The 22975-nt window shown below is 72.3% G+C and carries 21 protein-coding genes; 6 read left to right on the forward strand and 15 right to left on the reverse strand.

The window, feature by feature from the left end:
- Positions 1–3: 3 nt before the first annotated feature.
- The 11 genes from DEJ21_RS00300 to DEJ21_RS00350 all read right to left on the reverse strand — a co-directional run bounded on the left by DEJ21_RS00300 (position 4) and on the right by DEJ21_RS00350 (position 13906).
- Positions 4–3156, reverse strand: a complete 3153-nt coding sequence (locus DEJ21_RS00300) for a GH92 family glycosyl hydrolase (protein ID WP_258374794.1) — start codon at positions 3154–3156, stop codon at positions 4–6.
- Positions 3157–3228: 72 nt separating this feature from the next.
- Positions 3229–4827: a serine/threonine-protein kinase gene (locus DEJ21_RS00305; RefSeq protein ID WP_111223350.1), complete on the reverse strand. Its 1599-nt coding sequence runs from the start codon at positions 4825–4827 to the stop codon at positions 3229–3231.
- 108 nt (positions 4828–4935) lie between these two features.
- Positions 4936–5754 (reverse strand): phosphatase PAP2 family protein, encoded by an 819-nt coding sequence (locus DEJ21_RS00310; protein WP_111028916.1) that lies wholly within the window; start codon positions 5752–5754, stop codon positions 4936–4938.
- Between the two features lie 43 nt (positions 5755–5797).
- On the reverse strand, positions 5798–7483 hold the full coding sequence (locus tag DEJ21_RS00315; RefSeq protein WP_111223351.1) for a bifunctional 3'-5' exonuclease/DNA polymerase: 1686 nt from the start codon (positions 7481–7483) through the stop codon (positions 5798–5800).
- 54 nt (positions 7484–7537) lie between these two features.
- Positions 7538–7732, reverse strand: a complete 195-nt coding sequence (locus DEJ21_RS00320) for a hypothetical protein (protein WP_017887924.1) — start codon at positions 7730–7732, stop codon at positions 7538–7540.
- A gap of 34 nt (positions 7733–7766) precedes the next feature.
- Entirely contained in the window at positions 7767–8540 is a 774-nt protein-coding gene (locus tag DEJ21_RS00325; RefSeq protein WP_111223352.1) for a hypothetical protein, read from the reverse strand.
- Positions 8537–9397 carry a carbohydrate ABC transporter permease gene (locus tag DEJ21_RS00330; protein WP_071406230.1) on the reverse strand — a complete coding sequence of 287 codons (861 nt, stop codon included), beginning with the start codon at positions 9395–9397 and terminating at the stop codon, positions 8537–8539. The genes DEJ21_RS00325 and DEJ21_RS00330 overlap by 4 nt, the downstream gene beginning before the upstream one ends.
- Positions 9394–10371: a carbohydrate ABC transporter permease gene (locus DEJ21_RS00335; protein ID WP_111028912.1), complete on the reverse strand. Its 978-nt coding sequence runs from the start codon at positions 10369–10371 to the stop codon at positions 9394–9396. Before DEJ21_RS00335 ends, DEJ21_RS00330 begins: the two co-directional genes overlap by 4 nt.
- A gap of 9 nt (positions 10372–10380) precedes the next feature.
- Positions 10381–11706, reverse strand: coding sequence for a sugar ABC transporter substrate-binding protein (locus DEJ21_RS00340; RefSeq protein ID WP_111223353.1), 1326 nt, complete (start codon positions 11704–11706; stop codon positions 10381–10383).
- A gap of 23 nt (positions 11707–11729) precedes the next feature.
- Positions 11730–12971 carry a Gfo/Idh/MocA family protein gene (locus DEJ21_RS00345; protein ID WP_111223354.1) on the reverse strand — a complete coding sequence of 414 codons (1242 nt, stop codon included), beginning with the start codon at positions 12969–12971 and terminating at the stop codon, positions 11730–11732.
- 146 nt (positions 12972–13117) lie between these two features.
- Positions 13118–13906: a DeoR/GlpR family DNA-binding transcription regulator gene (locus DEJ21_RS00350; RefSeq protein ID WP_027466817.1), complete on the reverse strand. Its 789-nt coding sequence runs from the start codon at positions 13904–13906 to the stop codon at positions 13118–13120.
- 133 nt (positions 13907–14039) lie between these two features.
- On the opposite strand from DEJ21_RS00350, the gene DEJ21_RS00355 reads away from it, so the two are divergent.
- The 5 genes from DEJ21_RS00355 to DEJ21_RS00375 are packed head-to-tail and all read left to right on the forward strand — an operon-like array spanning position 14040 to position 18793.
- Positions 14040–14918, forward strand: coding sequence for an SIS domain-containing protein (locus tag DEJ21_RS00355; protein ID WP_111223355.1), 879 nt, complete (start codon positions 14040–14042; stop codon positions 14916–14918).
- A complete protein-coding gene (locus DEJ21_RS00360; protein WP_111223356.1) occupies positions 14918–15829 on the forward strand; it encodes an ROK family protein in 912 nt (303 codons plus the stop codon). Before DEJ21_RS00355 ends, DEJ21_RS00360 begins: the two co-directional genes overlap by 1 nt.
- A complete protein-coding gene (gene nagA / locus DEJ21_RS00365) occupies positions 15826–16944 on the forward strand; it encodes an N-acetylglucosamine-6-phosphate deacetylase (RefSeq protein WP_111223357.1) in 1119 nt (372 codons plus the stop codon). The genes DEJ21_RS00360 and nagA overlap by 4 nt, the downstream gene beginning before the upstream one ends.
- Positions 16941–17960, forward strand: coding sequence for a 1-phosphofructokinase family hexose kinase (locus tag DEJ21_RS00370; protein WP_111223358.1), 1020 nt, complete (start codon positions 16941–16943; stop codon positions 17958–17960). Before nagA ends, DEJ21_RS00370 begins: the two co-directional genes overlap by 4 nt.
- Complete coding sequence (locus DEJ21_RS00375; protein ID WP_111056516.1) at positions 17957–18793, forward strand: class II fructose-bisphosphate aldolase; 837 nt, start codon at positions 17957–17959, stop codon at positions 18791–18793. The genes DEJ21_RS00370 and DEJ21_RS00375 overlap by 4 nt, the downstream gene beginning before the upstream one ends.
- Before the next feature lie 25 nt (positions 18794–18818).
- Here the strand turns inward: DEJ21_RS00375 and DEJ21_RS00380 are convergent, their stop codons facing one another.
- The 3 genes from DEJ21_RS00380 to DEJ21_RS00390 all read right to left on the reverse strand — a co-directional run bounded on the left by DEJ21_RS00380 (position 18819) and on the right by DEJ21_RS00390 (position 21479).
- On the reverse strand, positions 18819–20225 hold the full coding sequence (locus tag DEJ21_RS00380; RefSeq protein WP_111223359.1) for an L-serine ammonia-lyase: 1407 nt from the start codon (positions 20223–20225) through the stop codon (positions 18819–18821).
- A 34-nt stretch (positions 20226–20259) separates the two neighbouring features.
- Complete coding sequence (locus DEJ21_RS00385; protein WP_027466823.1) at positions 20260–20454, reverse strand: PspC domain-containing protein; 195 nt, start codon at positions 20452–20454, stop codon at positions 20260–20262.
- A gap of 98 nt (positions 20455–20552) precedes the next feature.
- Positions 20553–21479, reverse strand: coding sequence for an NADP-dependent oxidoreductase (locus tag DEJ21_RS00390; RefSeq protein WP_250897548.1), 927 nt, complete (start codon positions 21477–21479; stop codon positions 20553–20555).
- Positions 21480–21574: 95 nt separating this feature from the next.
- On the opposite strand from DEJ21_RS00390, the gene DEJ21_RS00395 reads away from it, so the two are divergent.
- Positions 21575–22393 (forward strand): shikimate 5-dehydrogenase, encoded by an 819-nt coding sequence (locus tag DEJ21_RS00395; RefSeq protein ID WP_111223360.1) that lies wholly within the window; start codon positions 21575–21577, stop codon positions 22391–22393.
- 135 nt (positions 22394–22528) lie between these two features.
- On the opposite strand, the gene DEJ21_RS00400 is transcribed toward DEJ21_RS00395, so the two are convergent.
- A complete protein-coding gene (locus DEJ21_RS00400; RefSeq protein ID WP_027466826.1) occupies positions 22529–22972 on the reverse strand; it encodes an SRPBCC family protein in 444 nt (147 codons plus the stop codon).
- Positions 22973–22975: the final 3 nt, after the last annotated feature.

Consider the following 22975-nt stretch of genomic DNA (forward strand, 5'->3'; position numbering starts at 1 on the left):
GGGTCAACGCTGTCCGTCGGCCGCGATGAGCTCGAGCTGCGTCAGCGTCAGGTCGGTGCCGGCGGTGAACATGAACGACGAACCGCCGCCGAGGATCCGGAACACCCGGGTCTGGCCGGCCCACGAGAACTCGGCGCCGTCGACCGCCGTGACGGCGTCGTCGAGGCCGACCTGCCACGAGTAGGACCCCGGCGATGCCACCGTCACGGTGTACAGCGAGGCGGCGGGGCACGACACGTCGAAGGACACGGACTCCCCCGCCGCGAGCGCCGTGACGGTGCGGCCGGTGTCGTCGGTGAGCGCCGAGGCACCGACGGGCAGGACGTCCACCGGGGCGTCCCGGTAGCCGTGCACGTCGGAGGCGGAGACGGGGCGGGTGTCCGACGCCCAGCCCTGCGGTTCGTCGGACAGGGTGAACTCGATCCGCGACGCGGCCACGACCACGTTGTGCGGGATGGTGACCGAGGTCCAGGGCGAGCCGTCGACCGTCACCGACGCGACGTACGAACCTGCGGAGCCGGCGGCGATCTCGATGACCGTCTCCGTTCCTCCAGGCTGTCGCAGCACCGTCCTGCGGACCGACGGCGGCACGAGCACGTAGGTGCCGGTCGACGGCGCCAGCGGGTACAGGCCGATGGTCGCGAAGACGTACCAGGCACTCATCTCGCCGTTGTCCTCGTCACCCGGGTAGCCCTGGCCGAGGTCGGACCCGACGAACAGCCGCTCGAGCGACTCGCGGACGATGCGGTGCGCGTCGTCGTGCCGCCCGGTGAACATCGGGAAGAAGGGGATGTGGTGCGCGGGCTGGTTCGACAGCCCGAGCATGCCCATCCGGACGTCGCGGGCCTCGGTCATCTCGTGGATCGGGAAGCCGTACGAGCCGGACCGCGCCAGCGCACCGGTCTCGGGGGTGGCGAAGAACGCGTCGAGAGCGGCATCGAACCGCTCCGGCCCGCCGTGCAGGTCGACGATGCCGGCGCCGTCGTGCGGCGCCGTGAACGCGGTGCCCCACGCGTTCGTCTCGGTGTAGTCGTCGCCCCAGTCGCGCGGGTCGAACTCGGTGCCGGCCCGCCACGAGCCGTCCGGGTCGCGGCCGATGAAGAACCCGCGCTCGGAGTCGAAGACGTGCCGGTACTGCAGGGACCGGCGGGCGAACCACTCGGCCTCGGCCTCGTAGCGGGACAGGTCGGCGGGCGTCCGCGCCCGTGACGCGAGCAGGCCCGCCATGACGGCCAGGCCCCAGTCGTTGATGGCCGCGTCCAGGGTCCACGACATCCCCTCGTGGGTCGCCGTGTCGACGTGGCCGCGGAAGGCGCCCGGGAGGCTCCCCTTGCGTCCGACGCGCTCGTCACGCGGCGGAACGGTCGCGTTCCGCACCGCGCTCCGGTACGCCTCGGCCAGGTCGAAGCCGCGCACGCCCTTCACCGCGAGGTCGGCGAAGACGGTGTCGCTCGTGGTTCCGGTCATGCAGTCCTCGGCGCCGGGGGCACTCCAGCGGGGCGTCCACCCGCCGTCGTGGTGGTGCTCGACGAAGCCCTGCGCGAGCTCGCCAGCGGTCTCGGGGGTCAGGAGTCCCAGGAGCGGCCAGGCCGTGCGGTAGGTGTCCCAGAAGCCGTTCGTGGTGGTGAACGGACCCTCGACGATCTCCGGCCCGGGCTCGTCGCGGATCGGGTCCGCCAGCACGTCGCCGTACGGGGAGCGGTGCCGCGGGGTGCCGGTCAGGGCGGTCTCCCCGGCGCGGTTCGGGTAGAGGAACAGCCGGTACAGGCCGGAGTACAGACTCGTCAGCTGGTCGGGGCTCGCGCCGTCGAAGGACAGCGTCGCGAGCTTCTCGGTCCACAGCGCCTCGGCACGGGAGCACATGGCGTCGAACGAGCCGGCGGCGTCGAGGTTCGCGCGGGCGTCCTCGATCGAGACGGTCGAGATGCCGAGCAGGACGTCGACCGGGCCGTCCGTGGCCCCAGCCTGCCCCACGGACAGCCAGCCGCGCAGCTCGTGCTCGCCGATAGACGTGTGGTCTGCGGTGACGCCCGCGACCCGCAGGTGCACGTGGTGCGGCGGGGTGCCGGGGCGGTCGTCCAGGACGGCCTCGACCACGGCGGTGCCGTCGGTGATCGTCACGGAGACGTCGGACATCCGGCCGTGGTGGTCGAGCACGACGCTGCGGGTGCCGGTGAACCGGAACCCGAGGGCGAACTCCCCCGCGGTCAGCTCGGCCGTCACACCGTGCTCGAGGGCGACCCGGTAGCGGTGCGGGTAGTCCTGCTCGTCCTCGTGGTCGAACCCGAGCGCGCGGGCGTACCGGTCGACATCGGGGGTGTCGAGTGGCGAGGGCATCACCTGGAACACCCCGCGGTCGCCCATCCACGGCGACGGGATGTGACTCGTCGCGAAGGCCTGGATCGCCGAGCGGAGCCGCCCCTGGTCGTCGAGCCGGTCGTGCTCCTGGTACGCGTACGGCCAGCGGTTGCTCGAGGCGTCCGTCATCGGCAGGCCGAAGACCCCGCCGTGCGGGACGCCGACGAGCGGGGCGTTGTTGCCGCGGGAGAACCGGGAGGACGCGTGGGTGCCGCGGGTCGTCCGGACGTGGCCGAGCGGGGTCGTCGGGGTCGGACGCGCGGGACCGATCCGGACGGCGTCGAGCCAGCCGCGCAGTGCGGGACGTTCGCCGTCGGTGGCCGCAGCCGGTGCTTCGGAGCCGAGCCGGGCCTCCAGGCGGTCGACGACCAGCCCCGCGAACGGCGTGAGGTCGACCGCGCGACGGTTCCACTGGTCCACCCACTGCTTGCGGGCCGCGTCCTGCGCGTCCGGGGTGACCGCGTCGCCGTACTGGTCGCGGACCGCGGCGTCGTCACGCAGCCGCGAGCCGTCGGTGAAGACGACGTCGACGGCGAAGGCCGTGGCGTCCCAGAAGTGCGGCAGGTCTGCTTCCGTCGGTTCCGCTGCCCCGTCGGGCAGGGTCCGCTCGGGGAACCAGACCCAGGAGAGCTCGTCGCCGGTGGCGATGGTGCGTCCGGTGCAGCCGGGGACGATCGCCTCGGCGACGGACGCTCCCGCCGGTCGTTCGATGAGCCAGGCCGCTGCTGAACCGAAGCCGACGCCGTTCCGAGCGGCCACGGCCGTCGTCGGACCACCGCTCCGTTGCAGTTCTCGCACGGAACGAGCCTATTTGCTCCAGGGACTGGACGAAAACCCCGGCGTGTCAGTGCTCGTCGTCAGTGCTGGTCGTCAGTCCTTGTTGTGTCCCGGCGCGCTGCCGGACTTGCCGGGGGCGGTGTCCGACGTGGTGTCGACCGCGCCGGTGTCGGCCGCGCCCGTGCCGTCCTGCGGCTCCTGCACCGGGTTCGATGCCGGGGTGCTCGGCTCCGGACCGACGGGCGGGTCCTGGGTAGGCTGCTCCGGCTCGGTCGGTTCGCTCGGCTGCTCGCTCGGTTCCTCAGCGGGCTGCGACGGCTGCTGCTGCTCCTGCGAGGGCTGCTGCTCGGCGGGTTCGCTCGGCTGCTGTTCCTCGCCCGGGTCCTCGGACGGCTGCTGCTCGGTCGGCGCGGTCGACGTGGTGTCCGTCGGGGCCGGGGTGCCGTCGTCGTCGCCGTTCAGGGCGAACACCGCGACCCCGATGCCGATCAGCACCAGGACGATCACGATGATCGCGGCGATGAGCGGTCCGCGCTTCTTCTTCTCCGGCTGGTCGTCCGGCCGGTCGCCCCGGACCGGGCGGGGCGGGACCGGCGGCGGGGTCGGCCCGCTCGGGCCCGATGCGCCGCGGCCGTTCGCCTGTGCGCCGAGGACGGTCGTCGAGACGTCGTCGGCGGCGTTCGGACGCTGGGTGTCGAGGACGCGGGTGGCGTCGTCGCCCGGTCGCGCGCCGCCGTTCGGCAGTTCGCTCGCCGGCATCGCCTGCGTCCGGTCGTCGGCGTTCGCCGCAGCGGCGGCACCGGCGCCGACCGCGGCACCAGCCGCACCGGCAGCCGCGGACGTCACCGCACCGGGCGTGCCGGGCAGCAGCTGCGTGGCGTTCGTCGGCTCGTCGCGGCCCAGCGCACGCAGGCGCTCGGCGGCCTCGGCTGCCGTCGGTCGCTCCGCCGGGTCCTGCGCGGTCATCACGTGCAGCAGGGTGCGCCACGCAGTGGGAAGCTGCCGGTCGATCTCTGGTGAACGGGTGAGCCGGGCGGTGGCCGACTCGACCGCGCTGCCCGGGAACGGCTGGCGGCCGGTCATGCACTCGAGCAGCACGAGCCCGAGCGAGTAGACGTCGGCCTTGCCGGTGATCTCCTTCGCCAGGACCTGCTCCGGGGCAAGGTACGCGGCCGTCCCCATCACGGTCCCCGTCCCCGTCACGCGTGAGGCGTCACGGAGCAGGGCGATCCCGAAGTCGGCGAGCTTGACGTGCCGGCCGTCGCTCTCGAGCAGGACGTTCGCGGGCTTCACGTCACGGTGGACGATCCCCTGCGCGTGCACGGCGGCCAGGCCGTCGGCGACCTGCGCACCCAGGCGGGCAGCGGTCGCGGGGTCGAGCGGGCCCTCGCGCAGACGGGTCGCCAGGTCACTGCCCGGCACGAGTTCCATGACGAGGTACGAATCGCCGTCGACGTCGTCGAGAGCGGCGTCGTAGAGCGTGACGAGCTCGGGGGCGCGCAGCGTCGCGAGGGTCTGGATCTCCGCCTCGGCGCGGGCGCGCTCACCGCGGTCGACGGGGCCGATGCGGAACACCTTGACCGCGACCTCGCGACCGAGTTGCTCGTCGACCGCCCGGTACACGGACGCCATGCCACCGTGTCCGAGCGTGCCCGTGACGCGGTACCTGCCGCCGAAGACCCGTTCTTCCATGCCCGGCAACCTACCGGTCGCGGCTGACGGCGCTCTGCCGTTCGGGGCGCCTGACGACTTCGTGAGCAGAAGATGTCGGGTGCGGGCGAGCGACCCGACGTCTTCTGCTCACGAAGTGATGCGGTCGACGTCCGGCGCGGGCTCGGCACCGTGGTGGAGCGCCGTCAGGTACAACCGGTGCGCCGTGATCACGAGGGCGAGCCAGGCGAGTCCGAGCGCCCACGCCGCCAGCACGTCGGTCAGCCAGTGGTGCCCGAGGAACACCCGCGACGCCCCCACCGACAGCACGAACAGGGTGCCGACGACGATCGTCCACACCCGGGTGACGACGCGCGACTGCCGCAGGAGCAGCAGGTACACGATCGTGCCCACGATCACCGTGGAGTTGAGCGTGTGCCCCGACGGGAACGACGGCGACGTCTCGTACGGCGGCACCGCGTCGGACAGCGGCGGACGTGCACGGCCGATCAGGTCCTTGCCCGCGATCGTCATGAGCAGCGAACCACCGCTCGCGGCGACCAGGAGCACCAGCGGCGTCCATGCACGGCGCTGGATCGTGAAGCCGACCAGGAACCCGAGCGCGACGATCGGCATCCCGATCGTGCCCGCGATGTCGGTCCACCAGGTGACGAGCGTGTCCGCCGTGGGTGATCGGAGCGTGAGCGCCCAGTCCAGGACGGGTCGGTCGAGCACCGCGACGTCGTCGGCTTCCCGGACGGCGTCGTAGACCTCGGACGCGATCCACGTGGCGAGGACGGCGACACCCAGGCCGACGGCGAGGGTCAGCAGCAGGACGGGCATGGCACCGAAGCGCTTGCCGAGCGCGGTCCACGCACCGGCGACACTGCGGCCCGCCCGGGAGCGCCAACGGGTCAGGTCGACTTCGCCGACGGTGCGGTCGGCGGCGTCCCCACGTTCGGTGTGCATCCGTCCACCCTGCCCGAAGCCGCCGGGAGCCGTCCCGGCCGCCTCAGTCCTTCGCCTCCGAGTACGCCCCGACCACCCCGACCGACAGCGGGAACGTCACCGGGAAGTCCTGGAACAGCAGCCGTCCGGCATCGACCGCGGCCTCCCGGATCTGCTGCGCCACCCACTCGGCGTGCTCCGCCGGGGCGTGCACCACGATCTCGTCGTGCACGAAGAACACCAGGTGCGGCCCGTCCGTCACCGCTCCGGGGAACCGCGCGAGCAACCGCGACCGCAGGGAACCCATCCACGCGAGTGCCCACTCGGCCGCGGTCCCCTGCACCACGAAGTTCCGGGTGAACCGTCCCCAGCTCCGGGCGCGGGACTCGACGGCACGCTGCATCGCCGGGGTCCCCTCGACCGTGTACGCCTGGTTCCGGGCCTCGAACCACGAGTCCTCGGGCACCGGTGAGGTCCGACCGAGCAGCGTCGTCACCGGCTCGCCGCGCTCCCCCGCACGCGCGGCCCGTTCCACCATGTCGAGCGCCTGCGGGAACGCCCGGACCAGGCGTGGCACGAGCCGACCGCCCTCGCCCTGGGTCGCCCCGTACATCGCACCGAGCATCGCCACCTTGGCCTGCTGCCGGGTCTCGACCGCCCCCGACGCCACCACGCCGTCGTACAGGTCGCGCCCGTCGCCGGCCGCGGCCATCGCCCGGTCGCCGGACATCGCGGCGAGCACCCGGGGCTCCAGCTGTGCGGCGTCCGCCACGACGAGCTTCCACCCGGGGTCGGCGATGACCGCCCCGCGGATGCCCTTCGGCAACTGCATCGCTCCCCCGCCGTCGGCCGCCCAACGACCGGTGACGACACCGCCGACGACGTACTTCGGGTGGAACCGGCCGTCGCGGATCCAGTCGTCGAGCCAGGTCCAGCCGTTGGCGGTGAGCAGTCGCGCCAGGCGCTTGTACTCGAGCAGCGGCTCGATGACGGGGTGCTCGATCTCCTGCAGCTCCCACTTCCGCGTGCTCGTGACCATCAGGCCGGCCCGGCGCAGCGACTTCAGGACGTCGGCGGGCGAGTCCGGGTTGAGACCGGGGTCGTCGAGGCGCTCGCGCACGACGGCGGCGATCTCCTCGAGGCGTCGCGGCCGCACCCCGTAGGGCACGCGCGGCCCGAGGGCGTCCTCGAGCAGCCGCTCGTGCACGTCGGCACGCCACGGCAGCCCGGCGTGCAGCATCTCGGCCGCCACGAGCGCACCGGCCGACTCCGCGGTGAGCAGCAGGCGGAGCGCACCGGGAGCGCTCGACCCCGCCACCGCGGCGAGCTGCGCCCGGAACTCTGCCACCGGGTCGACCTCGTCATCGGGCGCGGAGGCGGTGAACAGGGCGTCGTCGAAGAGCTGGGCCTGCGTCGGCCGGACCACGCGGGCTTCCGCGACCGGGGCGTCCAGGGCATCTGCCGGCGCGGCCGCGAGCGCGGATCCCCGTGCCGCGAGCGCGGCCCGCAGGACACGACGACCGAGGCGCAGGTCGACGCAGCGTCCGACTCGCCCGCCGGCGGCGAGCACGGCCGGGTACCAGCGGGCGGTGTCGTCCCACACCCATCGCACGCCCGGTGCATCGTGGGCCGCGACGAAGGCCGGGAGGCCCGGCTCGTCCAGGCGGATCGGCTCGCCCCCGGCGGTCCCCGCGTCGGTCAGGGGCGTCGCGAGGACGCCGCCGTCGACGCGGTGGAGGACGAGGTGCACGACACGATCATGCCGTGCCCCACCGACCCCGGCGGACCAGGGCCGGAACGGGTGTCACTCGCCGGGTCGGACCGCCGCGGTGTCGGCGACGTCGATGCGGACGTCGCCGTCCTCGGCACGGGAGACCTCGACCCGCGGATCGGCGTCGTGCTCGTCGGATCCGGACATGCGGCGGAACGTGTCCTGTCGGCGTTCCTCGAACGTCATGTCGACGCCGTCGTCGAGGTGGTCGTGGTCGGGCTTCGTCATGCCGTGCACGGTACGCGGCCGCAGCTGCGGGCGGTCACGCGACCGGTGCCGTGCCGGTCCGCTCGGTCCAGTGCCCACCGCTCGCCCACCGGTCGAGCACCGCCGCGCGCAACCGACCGGACGGCGCCGCGGACCGTGCGGTCGCCAGCGGCACCCCGAAGACGAACTTCGCGACACTGGCGTCCCCCTCGGTCGCGTCGTGCTCCCCCGGCGGGACGAGACGGAAGCGCCGGGCGAAGCGCACGAGGTTGGCATCGGGGCCGAGCGCGGCCGGCAGGCCCGGATCGAGCATCCAGGAGCGGCACTGCCAGCGGTCGGCAGCGAGCTGCGGTGCGAAGCCGCGCAGGACCTCGGGTGCGCGGGCGAACGAGCGGTCGCAGGCCACCGGGTCGAGCGGCCCGGTCTCCGGCACGTGCACGCCCCAGGCCGGCGTGCCGTCCGCCAGGTGGTCGCCGAGTTCGAACTGGAGGCGCCCCACGGCCACCACACGCCCGGTCACCACGGCGACGAGCCACTCCACCCCGGTGCCGTGCAGTCCGTAGCGCGCGAGCTTGCGGTCGACGTCGGCGACGGAGGCCTCGGCGAGCGCGCGCGGGAGGCCCCGCTCCGCGAGCGCGTCGGCGCTGTCCGGCACCGCGGCGCGGAGCGCCGCCACCAGCAGCGCGTCCCGCTCCGCGGGCCCGGCGTCGGCGACGGTGGCGGCCAGTGCAGCCGCCACCGTCGCGGAGTCGTCCGGTGACCCCACGGCGGCGGCGAGGACCGCGACGGACGCGGGGCGGGCCTCCAGGCCGGGGGTCGCGGTGGTCACTTCAGACCGGACGACGCGAGCCCGTCCATCACCCGACGCTGCAGCACGACGAACATGATGAGCACCGGCGCCATCGCCATCAGGCTGGCGGCCATCAGCACCGGGTAGTCGATCGTGCGGTCACTCGACAGGGTCGCGAGGCCGGCGGCGAGCGGCATGTCCTCGGCGCGGGTGGAGACCACGAGCGGCCAGAGCAGCTCGTTCCACGACCACAGCACGGTCGTGATCGCGAGCACGCTGATCGAGGGACGGGCCAGGGGCAGCATGATCCGCCAGAACGTCTGGAACGGGTTCGCGCCGTCCATCCGCGCTGCCTCTTCGAGCTCGGGCGGCATGTTCAGGAACGCGGTCCGCATCAGGAACGTGCCGAAGGCGCTGAACAGCCCGGGTGCGACGATCCCCATCAGGGTGTCGAGCCAGCCGAGCCCCTGCACGATCTGGTACTGCGAGATCAGGTAGACCTGCGAGGGCACGAGCAGGATCGACAGCACGATCGCGAGCAGGGCCGCCCGGCCGCGGAACCGCATCCGGGCGAAGGCGTACCCGGCGAGCGTGCACAGGACGATCTGCGCGATCGTGCGGATGATCGTGACGTATACCGACGTGCCGAGCTGGCTGAGGAACGGCAGGCGTTCGAAGACCTGCGCGTAGTTCTGCCACTGCAGCTCCCCCGGCCAGAAGACCGGCGTGACGGACTGCACCTGCGCGTTCGTGGAGAGCGACATGATGATCTGCCACAGGAACGGGAAGGCCATCGCGAACCCGCCGATGCCGAGCACGACGTGGATCCACCAGTGGCTGCCGCCGCGACGGCCGGGTCGGCGTGCGGCCCGAGGCGGTGTGACGGTGGCGGTCATCCCTGCACCCACTTCCGTTGGACGCGGAACTGCACGAGCGTGACGATGCCGATGAGCAGGAAGATCACCATCGCGATCGCGGCCGCGAAGCCCTTGTCGTTGTCGATGAACCCGGCGCTGTAGAAGTAGAAGACGAGCGACATCGTCTTCGGGATCACCGGGTTGGTGCTGCCGAGGATCGCGTACAGCAGGTCGAACAGCTGGAAGCTCGAGATCGTCGTGACGATCACCACGAAGAAGATGCTCGGGCTGAGCAACGGCACGGTCACCGACCGGAACTGCCGCCACCGGCTCGCGCCGTCGAGCTCCGCGGCCTCGTAGAGCTCCGGCGGGATGTCCTTGAGCCCGGCGCCGAGGATGATCATCGAGAACCCGAGGGACGACCAGAGGCCGACCAGGCTCACCGCGATCAGCGCGAAACCGGGGGTCGAGATCCAGTACGGGCCGTCGATCCCGAAGTTCCCGAGGAACCAGTTCACGATGCCGTAGTCGCCGTTGTACATGATGCGCCAGACCAGGGCGATCGCCGCGGGCATGGCGACGTACGGCAGGAAGAAGAGCACCCGGTAGAACTGCGCGAACCGCAGCCCCGGGGTGTTCAGCAGGCTGGCGAGCCACACCGCGATCGGGATCCCGGCGAGGACGATCACGGTGTAGATCACCGTGTTGAGCAGCGACTGGTACAGCTGCGGGTCCCCGACGAGCCGGACGTAGTTGGCGACGCCGGTGAACGTGGCGCCCCCGAAGACGCCCCAGCTGGTGAACGAGTACCAGAACGTCTGGATGATCGGCCAGATGTAGAAGGTGCCGACGCCGACGAGCAACGGGAGCACGAAGAGCCACGGCCACCAGCCGTCGGTCCGTCGTGGCGCTCGGCCGCCGTCGGCTCGCGGAGCGGGGGCACCCCGCCCGGACGAACGTGTCGTCCGGGCGGGGGCGGCTGCGGCCGGGGGCCGCTCGGTGTTGATCGTCACGCGCGGGTCCTACTTTTCCTTGGCGAGGGCGGCGTCCATCTTCTGTGCGAGGTCCTCTGCCACCTGGTCGACGGGCTTCGACCCGTCGAAGGCACTCGGCAGCAGGGTGGTCTCGAGGGTGTTCCAGGCGGCGGTGTTCTTCGACACCGGCAGCGGCTTCGCGTAGTCCACCGCGTCGAGGAACACCTGCAGGTCGGCGTCGGGCATCGTCTTCGTGAAGGCGCTCTGCGTGCCCTCGTACGCCGGGATGACCGCGCCCATGTCGCCCTGCTGCTGCTGGGCCGTCTCGCCAGCGAGGTAGACCTGCAGCGCCTGAGCGGCGGCCTTGTCCTTGCTCGCCTCGGAGACGACGTTCGAGACGCCGTGGATGACGGTCGCCTGCTCCTTGCCCTTCGGCAGCGGGTATGCGACGACGTCCTTCTCCATCTCGGTGCCGGTCAGCGCGGAGCGGAACCAACTGCCGCCCTGGTACATCGCGAGCTTGCCCGAGGTGAACCACTGGTCGGCCGTGGTGTCGGTGAGCTGCTTGATCGAGGGCGATGCCCCCGAGTCGATCAGGTCGGTCCAGAACTGCAGGCCGTCCTCGGAGGCCTTCGTGGCGTACTCGGACTCGGTGCCGTCCGCGTTCACGACCGATCCCCCGGCCTGCAGGATCGTGTTGTAGTACGTCGTCTGGCCGTCCATGCCGCCGGCTGCCCCGTAGGCGCCCTTCGCCTTCAGCTTCTCGGACAGCTCGGCGCCGGTCTGCTGGAAGTCGTCCCACGTCCAGTCCTCGGACGGCAGGTCCATGCCGGCCTGCTCGAACAGCGACTTGTTGACCCAGACGCCGATGGTGTCGAAGTCCTTCGGCACGCCGTACTGGGTGTCGTCGTACGTGTACAGGTCGTTGAGTGCGCTCGAGTACTTCGACGCGTCGATGTCACCCGACTCGACCTCGCCGGTGATCGGCGCGAGCTTGCCGTTGGCCGCGTACAGCTGGAAGTTCGGGCCGTTCATCCAGAACAGGTCGGGCAGGGTGTTGCTCGAACCCTGGGTCTGCAGCTTCGTCCAGTAGTTGGCGAACGGCGTGACGTCGACGCTCACCTTGATGTCCGGGTACTCCTCGTTGAAGCCCTTCAGGTTGGCCTTGATGGCCTTGACCTGGTTCTCGTCCCAGACGGCGTAGGTCAGGGACGCCTTGGTGTCCTTCGGCGCGGCCTCGTAGTCGCCGCCGGAGCCGGACGCGCCGGACGACGAGGAGCAGCCGGCCAGGAGCGCTGCCGCGCCGAGTGCGGCGACGGCGCCGAGGAGGACGCGGCGCACGCCGGTTCCTCGGGTGGGGATGTGTGCGGTCATCGGGGTGTCCTTTCGCACGGCCGTCAGGAGCCGACGGTCTGGGCGGGATGCGGGGTGGAGGGGGTGGAGTGCGGGGCGTTCGACGTGAAGTGCGCGATGGTCTCGGCCGGCAGGGGCGGGACGTCGATGGGGACGGACCCGTTGCGGAGCGAGCGCGTGGCCAGCGCGCCGGCGGCGACCGCGGCACGGGCCGCGATCGGGGAGAGCTCCGACGGTTCGCCGAACGCGACGGACCGCAGGAACTCGGTCATGGTGAGCAGGTCGGCATCGGCATGCCCGTCCTCGACGCCGTCGATCGGGTACTCGCGGTCCCCCGTGGTGTCCCAGCCGCGGCGGTGCGTCCAGACCTTCACGACGCCCCCACCGGTGTCGCCGATGTTCTCGAGGCGTCCCTCGGTACCGATGACGGTGTAGTTCCGCCAGTAGTCCGGGGTGAAGTGGCACTGCTCGTAGCTGGCCTGCACCCCGTTGTCGAGCGTCATCATCACCATCGAGACGTCCTCGACGTCGACGACGGGGTTCAGCCCGGTCTGGGCGAGCGGCGGCCAGTTGTCGTGGGAGAACCAGTCCCCCATGAGCTCGCCGCTGCGGTCGCGTCGGTCGGTGACGTCGCCGTAGACCGACAGCGAGCCCATCCCGACGACCCGGGCGGTGTCACCCCCGCCGAGCGCGTGGATGACGTCGAGGTCGTGGCTCGCCTTCTGCAGGAGCAGGGAGTTCACCTTGCTGCGGTCGGCGTGCCAGTCCTTGAAGTAGTAGTCGCCACCGTTGCCGACGAAGTGCCGGCACCAGACGGCCTTGACCTGGCCGATCTCGCCGCGGTCGACGATCTCGCGCATCAGGCGGACGACGGCGGCGTGCCGGAAGTTGTGCCCGACGTACAGTGGCGTCCCGGTCTCCGCCGCGGTGTTCAGGACGGCGTCGGCGTCCTCGACCGTGATGGCCAGCGGCTTCTCGAGGTAGACGGCGATGCCCGCGCGGAGCAGGTCGATCGCGATCTCGGCGTGGGTCCAGTCCGGCGTGGTCACGATGGCCGCGTCGACGTGACCGGTGAGGTCACGGTGGTGTTCGACCACCAGGGCGTCCGGGTACTCGTCGTGCCCACGGTCCCGGCCGGCCGCGGTGACGTCCGCGACGGCCACGACCCGGGCCTGCAGCGACGGGTCGTCGGCGGTTGCCTCGGCCACGTGGCGGGCGATGGCGGACCGCTGGCCCATCCCGATCACCGCGACGCGGAGTCCTGCGTTGTCAGCGCCCATGCTCATCGCTCCCTTGCGTGAATGTGACGCCCATGATGCCGAATCGATCATGAATGCACAATAGGCGCTCACGGATCGCTCACGCATCCGTGCCGGGGAGGGTTTTACACGATCGAAACGTCCGGACCGGTCCGGGATGGCCGCGGGGGCGCTCAGTCGGCGACGACGAGCTCCACGCCGGCGCTGGCCAGGTCAGCGGCGAACGAGGCAGGCACCGGCTGGTCGGTGACCAGGACGTCGATGCGGTCGAGCGGGCAGATCCGGGCGAAGGTCGACCGTTCGATCTTGGTCGAGTCGGCGACCACGACGACGCGTCGTCCGACCGAGGCGAAGTGGCGGCTGACCTCGGCCTCGCCCTCGTGCATGGTCGTCGCACCGTACTGGCCGGTGAGGCCGTCGACGCCGAGCACCACGAGGTCGAGGGCGAACTCGTCGAGGGTGTCCCGGACGAGCGGCCCGACGAGCTCGTAGGACTGCCGCCGCGCCACACCACCGGTGACCACGATCTTCACGTTCGCGCGGACGGACAGCTCGTACCCGACGTTCAGGGCGTTCGTGACGATCGTGATGCCGAACTCGCCGTCGGCGCGGATGAACCGCTCGCTCTTGCCGAGTTCACGCGCGACCTCGGTCGTGGTCGTCCCGCCGTTGAGGCCGACGGTCTCCCCCGGCTGCACCAGTCGAGCGGCCGCGCGGGCGATCGCCGTCTTGGCTTCGGCCTGCCGGGCGATCTTGTACTGCAGCGGGAGCTCGTACCCGGCCCCGAGTGCTGCCGCGCCCCCGTGCGTGCGCGTGACGAGCCGCTGGTCGGCGAGGGTGGCGAGGTCACGGCGGGCCGTCGCGGCGGAGATCCCGAGCAGCTCCCCGATCTCGGCGATCGACACGTTGCCGCGTTCGCTCACCAGTTCGAGCAGGGCGTTCAGCCGCTGTTGGGGGGTCATGACGGTCATCCTACGGCGTCACCACCGTCGCCCGATGATCGGAAATGACGTTTTCCCCTTCCCTTGCGCACGATCGCTCGCTACGCTTCCTGATCATCGATCACCCGGATCGATCCGGACCCGGAAGGCTCCCATGACCGACACCTTCGTGAGCGCTGAACTGGCCTCGCAGCCGGAGACCTGGCGTGCAGCCGCCGCGCTCCTGCCGACCTTCGCCGACGCGCTCCCCCAGCCGGGCGAACGCGTGGCCGTGATCGGCTGCGGCACGAGCTGGTTCATCGCCATGAGCTACGCCGTCGCCCGTGAGCAGGCGGGCCTCGGCGTGACCGATGCCTTCGCCGGGTCGGAGTACCCCGCGTCCCGCGAGTACGACCGCGTGCTCATGATCAGCCGCTCGGGCACGACGACCGAGATCGTCGACCTGCTGCAGGCCCTGCCGTCCCAGCGGACCGTCCTGATCACGGCCGTCGCCGACAGCCCCGCTGCGGCCGTCGCCGACCAGGTGGTCGCCCTGCCGTTCGCCGACGAGCGCTCGGTCGTCCAGACCCGCTTCGCCACCACGACGCTCGCACTGCTGCGGGCGTCCATCGGTGACGACGTCGACGCCCTCGCCGCTCAGGCCGAGACCGCGCTGACGGTGCCGATCGACGACCTGCTCGACGCCGAGCAGGTCTCGTTCGTCGGTCGTGGGGCAGCCGTCGGCCTGACGTTCGAAGCCGCGCTGAAGACGCGTGAGGCCGCGCAGTTCTGGGCCGAGTCCTACCCGGCGATGGACTACCGGCACGGTCCCATCGCGATCGCCCAGCCCGGACGGCTCGTCTGGTCGCTCGGCGCCGCACCCGAGGGCCTGGCCGGCGAGGTCGCCGCCACCGGCGCCCGATTCGTCCAGCACGACCTCGACCCGATCGCCGGACTCGTCGTGGTGCACCGGTTCGCCGTCGCCCTGGCCGAGGGACGCGGGCTCGACCCGGACAACCCCCGGTCGCTCACCCGGTCGGTCATCCTCACCTGATGGGTGGCGCAGGCGCGGTGCTCGGGGTCGACGTCGGCGGCACGGGCATCAAGACCCGGCTGACGACCGCCGACGGACTCGTCCTCGACGAGACCCGGGTACCGACGCCGCGCGACGACCCGGACGCTGAGCGCCTCGCCGCCGTCGTCGCCGGACTGGCCGCACAGGCCCAGCGACGGGCGCAGCTCGGAGCGATCGGGCTGGTGACCCCCGGCGTCGTCGACGAGACCCGCGGCACCGTGGACCTGTCGGTCAACCTCGGGTGGCGCGACGTCCCGGTGCGTGACCTCGTCCGTGCCGAGCTCCTGCTCCAGGGGATCGACGTGCCGCTCGCCTTCGGCCACGACGTCCGCGCCGGCGCCCTGGCCGAGGTCCGGGCCGGCGACCAGGAGCTCTCGCGGGGGTCGGTCTCGTTCGTGCCGGTCGGCACCGGGCTCGCGAGCGCCCTGGTGGTCGACGGTGCCGTCGTGTCCGGCGGCGGCTGGGCGGGGGAGATCGGGCAGGTCCGCATCCAGACCGGCCCGCACGCGGGCCACCGCGTCGAGGAGATCGCGTCCGCCGGGGGAGTCGCACGTCGTTCCGGTGCTCCGTCCGCACACGCCGCCATGCTCCTGGTCCGCCAGGGCGACCCCGCAGCCCGTGCGGTCTGGGACGACTGCGTCGCGGTCCTGGCCGATGCGCTCGCCTGGACCACCGCGGTGGCCGGGGTCCACACGATCATCGTCGGCGGGGGACTCGCCGAGTCCGGACCGCTGCTGCTCGACCCGCTGCGCGACGCCGTCACGGAGCGTCTGCAGGGCGTCCGTGTCCCCGTCATCGTCCCCGCCCGGCACGGCGACGCAGCCGGCGCCATCGGAGCGGGGATCCTCGCACGCGCGCTGCTCGAGACCGAAACCGGGGTCCTGCTGTGACCACCCTCGTCCGGGCCCGTCGCATCGTCACGGCCCAGGCAGACCTGCACGACGGCTGGCTCGTCATCGGTGACGACGACACCGTACTGGCGACCGGCACCGGGGCCCCGATGCGCACGGACACCGCCGTCACCGTCGACGGCGCGGTCGTGCCCGGGTTCGTCGACCTGCACGCCCACGGGGCGCTCGGGCACGACTTCGCCGGGTGCTCCGCCGAGGACGCCCGCGCCGCCGCTGGGCACCACCGGTCACGGGGCACGACCACCCTGGTCGGGTCCATCGCCACGGGCGAGCGCGCGGACACCGTGGCGGCCCTCACCCGGCTCCGGCCGCTCGTCGCGGACGGCACGCTTGCCGGGCTGCACCTGGAGGGGCCGTGGCTCGCGCCCGCCCGTCGCGGGGCGCACCGCGTGGACCTGCTGCACGCCCCGGACCCCGCCGAGGTCGACGCCTACTGCGACGCCGCCGGTGGCGTCCTGCGGATCGTCACGCTCGCGCCGGAGCTGCCGGGTGCACTCGACGCCGTCGCCCGCTTCGTTGACGCCGGGGTCGTCGTCGCCATCGGCCACACCGACGCCACCGCCGAGCAGACCCGCCGCGCGGTCGACGCCGGAGCCTCGCTCGTCACCCACCTGTTCAACGGGATGCCCCCGCTGCACCACCGTGCGCCCGGGCCGGTCGGGGTCGCGCTCTCCGACGACCGCGTGCTGCTCGAGTGCATCGTCGACGGCCACCACCTCGACCCGGTCGCCGTCGACATCGTCCAGCGCAGCGCTCCGGGCCGGATGGTCCTGGTCTCCGACGCCATGGCGGCGACCGGCTGCCCCGACGGCGCGTACACGGTGGCCGGATCGGCGGTGACCGTCCGCGACGGGCTCGCCGTGCTCGCCGACGGTTCGTCGCTGGCGGGCAGCACGATCACGGTCGCCGACGCCGTCCGCCGCCTGCTCGACGCCGGGACCGACCTGCCCGAGGTCGTCTCGGCGTCCGCGGGGCGTGCGGCACGCCTGCTCGGGGCTCCTGCACCGCTCAGCGTGGGCGCTCCCGCCGACCTGGTCGTGCTCGACCCGGATCGCGGCAGCGTCCGAGCCCTGCCGACGGCGGTGGTCGCGTGATCCTCGTCGTCACCCCGAACCCGGCCGTCGACGTGACCTACCGGGTCGCCGAACAGCGCATCGGCGAGACCCAGCGTGTCCTCGAGGTCCAGCGGCGCCCCGGCGGCAAGGGCCTGAACGTCGGACGGGTCCTCGCCGCCACCGGTGTCCCGACCCACGCCGTGCTGCCCCTCGGCGGCGACGGCGGGCACTGGATCACCCATGCCCTCGACGGGCTCGGGCTCGCCCACACCGACGTCGCCGTGCGAGGTGAAACCCGCACGACCGTGACGGTGGTGGACGACCTCGCGCACCCGACGATGTTCGGCGAGCCCGGACCCGTGCTCAGCCCGGACGAGTGGGACGCGGTCACCGCCGCGGTCGAGCAACTGCTCGACGGCGACGGCGATGCCGCCGATGCCGCTCCCGCCGCTGCCCTGGTCGTGTCAGGCTCCCTGCCCCGCGACACCGACCCCACGGTCGTCGCCCGCTGGGTCACCGCCGCCCGCCGCCGAGGGGTGCTCTCCGTGGTCGACTGCTCGGGCACCGCGCTGCTGGCTGCCGCCTCGGCCGGGGCGACGGTCTGCAAGCCCAACCGCGAGGAACTGCTCGAGGCCACGGGCGCCGACGACGAGCGATCTGGAGCACTCCGGCTCCTCGGACTCGGCGCGACGGTCGTCGTGGTCTCTCGCGGCTCCGACGGCATCGCCGCCCACACCGCCGAGCACGTGCTCGAGGTGCCTGCGGTCCCCGGGGTCTCGGGCAACCCGACCGGCGCCGGTGACGCAGCCACCGCCGGGCTCGTCGGTGTCCTCGTCGAGGTGCTCGTCGGTGCCGGTCTCCCTGCGCCCGACGGCAGCGTCCCGGCCCCAGACGGCGCCACCCTGCTCCGCGCGCTGCGGTCCGCCGCCGCACACGGCGCTGCCGCCGTCCTGCAGCCGGTAGCCGGCGCAGTCGACCCGGCTGACGTCGACCGCTTCCTGTCCACCCCGCCCGCTCCTGCTCCCGCATACCACCGAACGAGGACCTCCGCATGATCACCGACCTCGCCCTCACCGGCCTGCTCGACACCGCCCGCACGGCACGCCGCGGGGTCGGTGCGTTCAACGTGGTGCTGCTCGAGCACGCCGAGGCGATCGTCTCCGGCGCCGAGCTGGCCGGGCTGCCGGTGATCCTGCAGATCAGCGAGAACTGCGTCCGGTACCACGGCGGCCTCGCACCGATCACGACCGCGACCCAGGCCGTCGCACGGGCCGCCGACGTCGAGGTCCTCGTGCACCTCGACCACATCGAGGACCCCGAGCTGGTGGCGGCCGGCGTCGACCTGGGCGTCGACTCGGTCATGTACGACGGTTCGCACCTGGACTTCGCCGCCAACGTGGCAGCGACCCGCGAGCTCGCTGCCCGTTGTCACGCCGCGGGCGTCGCGATCGAGGCCGAGCTCGGCGAGGTCGGCGGCAAGGACGGCGTGCACGCCCCGGGCGTCCGCACCGATCCGACCGACGCCGCCGCGTTCGTGGCCGACACCGGGGTCGATGCACTGGCGGTCGCGGTGGGGACCTCGCACGCGATGCAGACCCGCGAGGCGTCGGTGGACCGTGACCTGGTCGAGCGCCTCCGTGCCGCGGTGCCGGTGCCGCTCGTGCTGCACGGGTCCTCGGGCCTGTCCGATGACGAACTCCGCGGCGCCGTACACGCGGGGATGACGAAGATCAACATCTCGACGCACCTGAACGGGCTGTTCACCCGTGCGCTCCGCACCGTGCTCGACGAGCGGCCGGACGTCGTCGACCCGCGCAAGTACGTGTCGGCGGGCCGGGACGCCATCGCCACCGAGACGGCACGGCTGCTGACGCTCCTGCACGCCTGACGCGCGAGCGGGCGCGAGCTGGCGCTCAGCAGAGCGGGACGTTCACCGCCAGCCCGCCCATCGCGGTCTCCTTGTACTTCGACGACATGTCCGCCCCGGTCTGCCGCATCGTCTCGACGACCTGGTCGAGCGACACGTGGTGCACCCCGTCCCCGCGCAGGGCCATCCGGGCGGCGTTGATCGCCTTGTTCGCCGCGATCGCGTTCCGCTCGATGCACGGGATCTGCACCAGGCCACCGATCGGGTCGCAGGTCAGCCCGAGGTTGTGCTCCATCGCGATCTCGGCGGCGTTCTCGACCTGCTCCGGCGTGCCCCCGAGGACCTCGGCGAGCCCTGCAGCCGCCATCGACGCCGCCGAACCGACCTCGCCCTGACAGCCGACCTCGGCGCCGGAGATCGACGCCCGTTCCTTGTAGATCGACCCGATCGCCCCGGCGGTGAGCAGGAACCGCACGACGGCGTCGTCCCGTTCAGCGGCAGAGGCGTCGGCGACCGTGGGCACGTAGGTGAGCGCGTAGTACAGGACCGCGGGGATGATGCCGGCTGCGCCGTTCGTCGGGGCGGTGACGACGCGGCCTCCGGTGGCGTTCTCCTCGTTGACCGCCATGGCGACGAGGTTCACCCACTCCATCGCGAACAGCGGGTCGTGGTCGGGGTCCTCGCGGGTGAGCTGCTCGTGCCAGGTGGCGGCGCGACGACGGACGTCGAGTCCCCCGGGCAGGCACCCGCCCCGGCGGACGGATCGGTCGACGCACGACTCCATCACGCCGTGGATCCCGAGCAACCCCGAGCGGATCTCGGCGTCCGTCCGAGTGACGGCCTCGTTCGCCAGGGCGACGCCGCTGATCGGCAGGCCGGAACCGGCACACGCGGCGAGCAGCTCCGCGCCGCTCGAGAACGGGTACGGCACGGCGTCGTCGACGGGGATCGCGGCACCGGCGACGGCAGCGGATGCGTCGGCCGCGGGCTCCGCCGCCTCGTCCCGTGCGATGAACCCACCACCGATCGAGTAGTAGGTCTCGTCCGCCAGATCGGCACCGGCGGCGTCACGGGCACGCAGCCGCATGGCGTTCGGGTGCCGGGGCAGCATCGTCAGGGGGTGCAGGACGATGTCGGCGAGGCGGAACGGCACGCTCGCACCGCCGTCGAGCCGCAGGACACCGTCGCGTTCCAGGGCGTCGAGCGCGAGGACCATGGCATCGGGGTCGACGGTCTCCGGGTGCGACCCCATGAGCCCGGCGACGACGGCACCGAGGGTGCCGTGACCCTGCCCGGTCGACGCGAGGGACCCGTACAGGTCGACCACCACGGACGCGACGGGCAGGCCACGGACAAGGGTGGCGAACTCGGCACCGGCCCGCATCGGGCCGACGGTGTGCGAGCTCGAGGGGCCGACACCGACGCTGAACAGATCGAAGACGGAGACCGGCACGCCGCCACACTAACCCGTCCGGACGGACCGGTGCTCAGCGCCGCCGACCACCCTCGGGCGGCATCACGAACCACAGCACGACGTACGCGATCCACAGCGGCCCGGGGAAGAAGCTCAGGATGACCCAGACCACCCGGACCAGGGTGCGCGACAGGTTGAAGCGGTCGGCGAGACCGGCGCAGACACCGGCCAGCAGACGACCGTTGCGGGGACGGGAGAGTGTGCTCATACCGACGACGCTACGCAACGCCGCCGGTCGAGCGCATCCGGGACGCACCCCGAGCGTGGTGGGGGAAACCCCCGGACCGGCCCTGAGCGACCCTGGGATCAGGGGATGAGGACGATCTTGCCGCGGGTGTGGCCCTGCTCGAGCTCCTCGAAGGCGTCCTGCACGCGGTCGAGCGGGTAGGTCGCGGCGACGGGCACCTCGATCGCACCGTTCGCGACCTCGAGGGCGAGCGCCCCGAGGATCTCCGGGTCGGCGGTGTCCGCGCTGCCCGAGGCCTTCGCCCCGACCTCGGCGGCCTCGTCGAACGCGATGATCGTCTCGATGCGGTCGACCGGTACCCCGAGGGCGATGCCGAGCCGGACGTACTCGGCGCCGTGGGTGTCGATCACGGCGTCGACGCCGTTCGTCGCGAGTTCGGTGATGCGCTCCTGCAGCCCGTCGCCGTACGCGACCGGCCGTGCACGCTTGGAACGGAGCCACTCGTGGTTCGCCTCGGACGCGACGGCGATGACGTCGATGCCCTCGTTCGCGAGCAGCTGGGTGACGAAGCCGCCGACCCCGCCCGCGGCGCCGGACACCACGACGGTCTCGCCCGGACGCGGATCGACCGCACGGACGGCCGCGGCCGCGGTGGTCGCGATGACGTCGAGGCCACCCGCCACGGTCCAGTCGAGCAGGCGTGGCTTCTGGACGACCTGGACGGCCGGCACGGAGACGTACTCGGCCTGGCTCGCGCGGTCCCACGACCAGCCGATGACCTCTTCGCCCTCGTCGACGCCGTCGACTTCGGCCCCGACGGCCACCACGATGCCGGCGAAGTCGGTGCCCTGCCCGGACGGCAGGTCGCCACCGAACGCGCCCTGGCGGATGGCGGACTCACCGGGGTTGATGCCCGCGGCGCGGACGCGGACGAGCACCCGCCCGGGCGTCACCTCGGGAACGGGCACCTCGGCGACGTGCAGGACCGATCGGTCACCCCACTCGTCGAAGCGGACAGCGCGCATGGTCTCCGGGATATCAGTCATCGGCACCGACGCTACCCCGGCGCGCGGTACACGGTCTGCGTGGACCGCTCCATCCCTGCGAGGACGCGAAAGGGAGAGGGTGCGAGACTGGGGGCATGCCCATCCTGAACAAGGACATGCAGGTCTGCATGTCGCTGGCCGCGCGACCGAGCAACATCGGCACCCGGTTCCACAACTACCTGTACGACGAGCTCGGCCTCAACTTCCTGTACAAGGCGTTCACCACGACCGACCTGCCCGGCGCCGTCGCCGGCATCCGTGCGCTCGGGATCCGCGGTTGCTCCGTGTCGATGCCCTTCAAGGAGGCGATCATCCCGCTGGTCGACCACATCGAGGACTCCGCCGCCGCGATCCAGTCGGTCAACACGGTCGTGAACGACGACGGCGTGCTCACCGCGTCGAACACCGACTACGAGGCGATCGCCGCCCTGCTCGGGTCCCACGAGGTCGACCCGGCTTCGCGCGTGCTGCTCCGCGGCTCGGGCGGCATGGCCAAGGCCGTCACGGCGGCGTTCCGCGGTGCCGGCTTCGACCGGTTGACGGTCGTCGCCCGCAACGAGCAGACCGGCCCGGCCCTCGCATCGCAGTACGGCTACGAGTGGGTCGCCGACGAGCGGGAAGCGGGGGAGACCGACCTGGTCGTCAACGTCACCCCGCTCGGCATGCGCGGCGACCAGCAGGACGCACTCGCCTTCGCGCCGGAACGGATCGAGGCGGCGCACACCGTCTTCGACGTGGTCGCGTTCCCGTCGGAGACCCCGCTCGTGCGGGCGGGCCGCGACGCCGACAAGCACGTCATCACCGGCGCCGAGGTCATCGCCCTGCAGGCAGCCCGCCAGTTCGAGCGGTACACGGGCGTCGCCCTGACCGACGACCAGGTGGCGCGGGCCAGCGAGTTCTCGCGCGCCGAGTAGTCGACGCACCCACAGGGCGGACGGGAGGTGGGCCCCACCCGCCGGTTCCGGCGTGACGCGCCAGCGGCACGACGGCCGTGACGGGAGGGACGTGGCGGCACCGCCACGGGCCTCCCGTCCGTCTCGTGGGACGTCTCAGGCGTTCGCCGCGCGCCCGACGGCCACCCACTCGAGGCGGCGGAGCGTCTCGCGGTTGCGGATCCAGATGAGCGGCTGCATGAGGAAGTCGGGCACGTACGAACCAGGCCCGGCCACCGCGTTCTCGGTGATCGTGACCTTGCTGCCGTGCCGGTGCGGTTCGACCGTCAGTTCGACGCGGGCCTCGCCGATGGGCCAGCCCTTCGGCTGGATGACCATGCGGTGCGGCGGCTCCCACACCAGCGACGTCGTGACGTCGTTGATGACGATCGGCCACGCGCCGAACGAGTGGTGCAGGTGGGTGCCGACCTGCGGCCAGCCGGACTCCTCCTTGCGCATGCGCGAGGCCCCGACCACCCAGGTCGTGTAGAGCCACCCGTCGCCGAGCACGTCGAAGACGGCTTCGGGACGGCAGTGCAGGATGCGGACGTTCTTCGCCATGGT

This window comes from Curtobacterium sp. MCSS17_006, assembly GCF_003234215.1.
GTDB classification, from domain to species: domain Bacteria; phylum Actinomycetota; class Actinomycetes; order Actinomycetales; family Microbacteriaceae; genus Curtobacterium; species Curtobacterium flaccumfaciens.

Bases quoted from the DNA above. Each gene is read 5' to 3' on its own strand.
- DEJ21_RS00310 (WP_111028916.1), bottom strand. From the start codon at position 5,754: ATGCACACCGAACGTGGGGACGCCGCCGACCGCACCGTCGGCGAAGTC.
- DEJ21_RS00320 (WP_017887924.1), bottom strand. From the start codon at position 7,732: ATGACGAAGCCCGACCACGACCACCTCGACGACGGCGTCGACATGACG.
- DEJ21_RS00400 (WP_027466826.1), bottom strand. From the start codon at position 22,972: ATGGCGAAGAACGTCCGCATCCTGCACTGCCGTCCCGAAGCCGTCTTC.
- DEJ21_RS00360 (WP_111223356.1), top strand. From the start codon at position 14,918: ATGGGTGGCGCAGGCGCGGTGCTCGGGGTCGACGTCGGCGGCACGGGC.
- DEJ21_RS00305 (WP_111223350.1), bottom strand. From the start codon at position 4,827: ATGGAAGAACGGGTCTTCGGCGGCAGGTACCGCGTCACGGGCACGCTC.
- DEJ21_RS00350 (WP_027466817.1), bottom strand. From the start codon at position 13,906: ATGACCCCCCAACAGCGGCTGAACGCCCTGCTCGAACTGGTGAGCGAA.
- DEJ21_RS00375 (WP_111056516.1), top strand. From the start codon at position 17,957: ATGATCACCGACCTCGCCCTCACCGGCCTGCTCGACACCGCCCGCACG.
- DEJ21_RS00330 (WP_071406230.1), bottom strand. From the start codon at position 9,397: ATGACCGCCACCGTCACACCGCCTCGGGCCGCACGCCGACCCGGCCGT.
- DEJ21_RS00385 (WP_027466823.1), bottom strand. From the start codon at position 20,454: ATGAGCACACTCTCCCGTCCCCGCAACGGTCGTCTGCTGGCCGGTGTC.
- DEJ21_RS00395 (WP_111223360.1), top strand. From the start codon at position 21,575: ATGCCCATCCTGAACAAGGACATGCAGGTCTGCATGTCGCTGGCCGCG.
- DEJ21_RS00355 (WP_111223355.1), top strand. From the start codon at position 14,040: ATGACCGACACCTTCGTGAGCGCTGAACTGGCCTCGCAGCCGGAGACC.
- DEJ21_RS00340 (WP_111223353.1), bottom strand. From the start codon at position 11,706: ATGACCGCACACATCCCCACCCGAGGAACCGGCGTGCGCCGCGTCCTC.
- DEJ21_RS00345 (WP_111223354.1), bottom strand. From the start codon at position 12,971: ATGAGCATGGGCGCTGACAACGCAGGACTCCGCGTCGCGGTGATCGGG.
- DEJ21_RS00390 (WP_250897548.1), bottom strand. From the start codon at position 21,479: ATGACTGATATCCCGGAGACCATGCGCGCTGTCCGCTTCGACGAGTGG.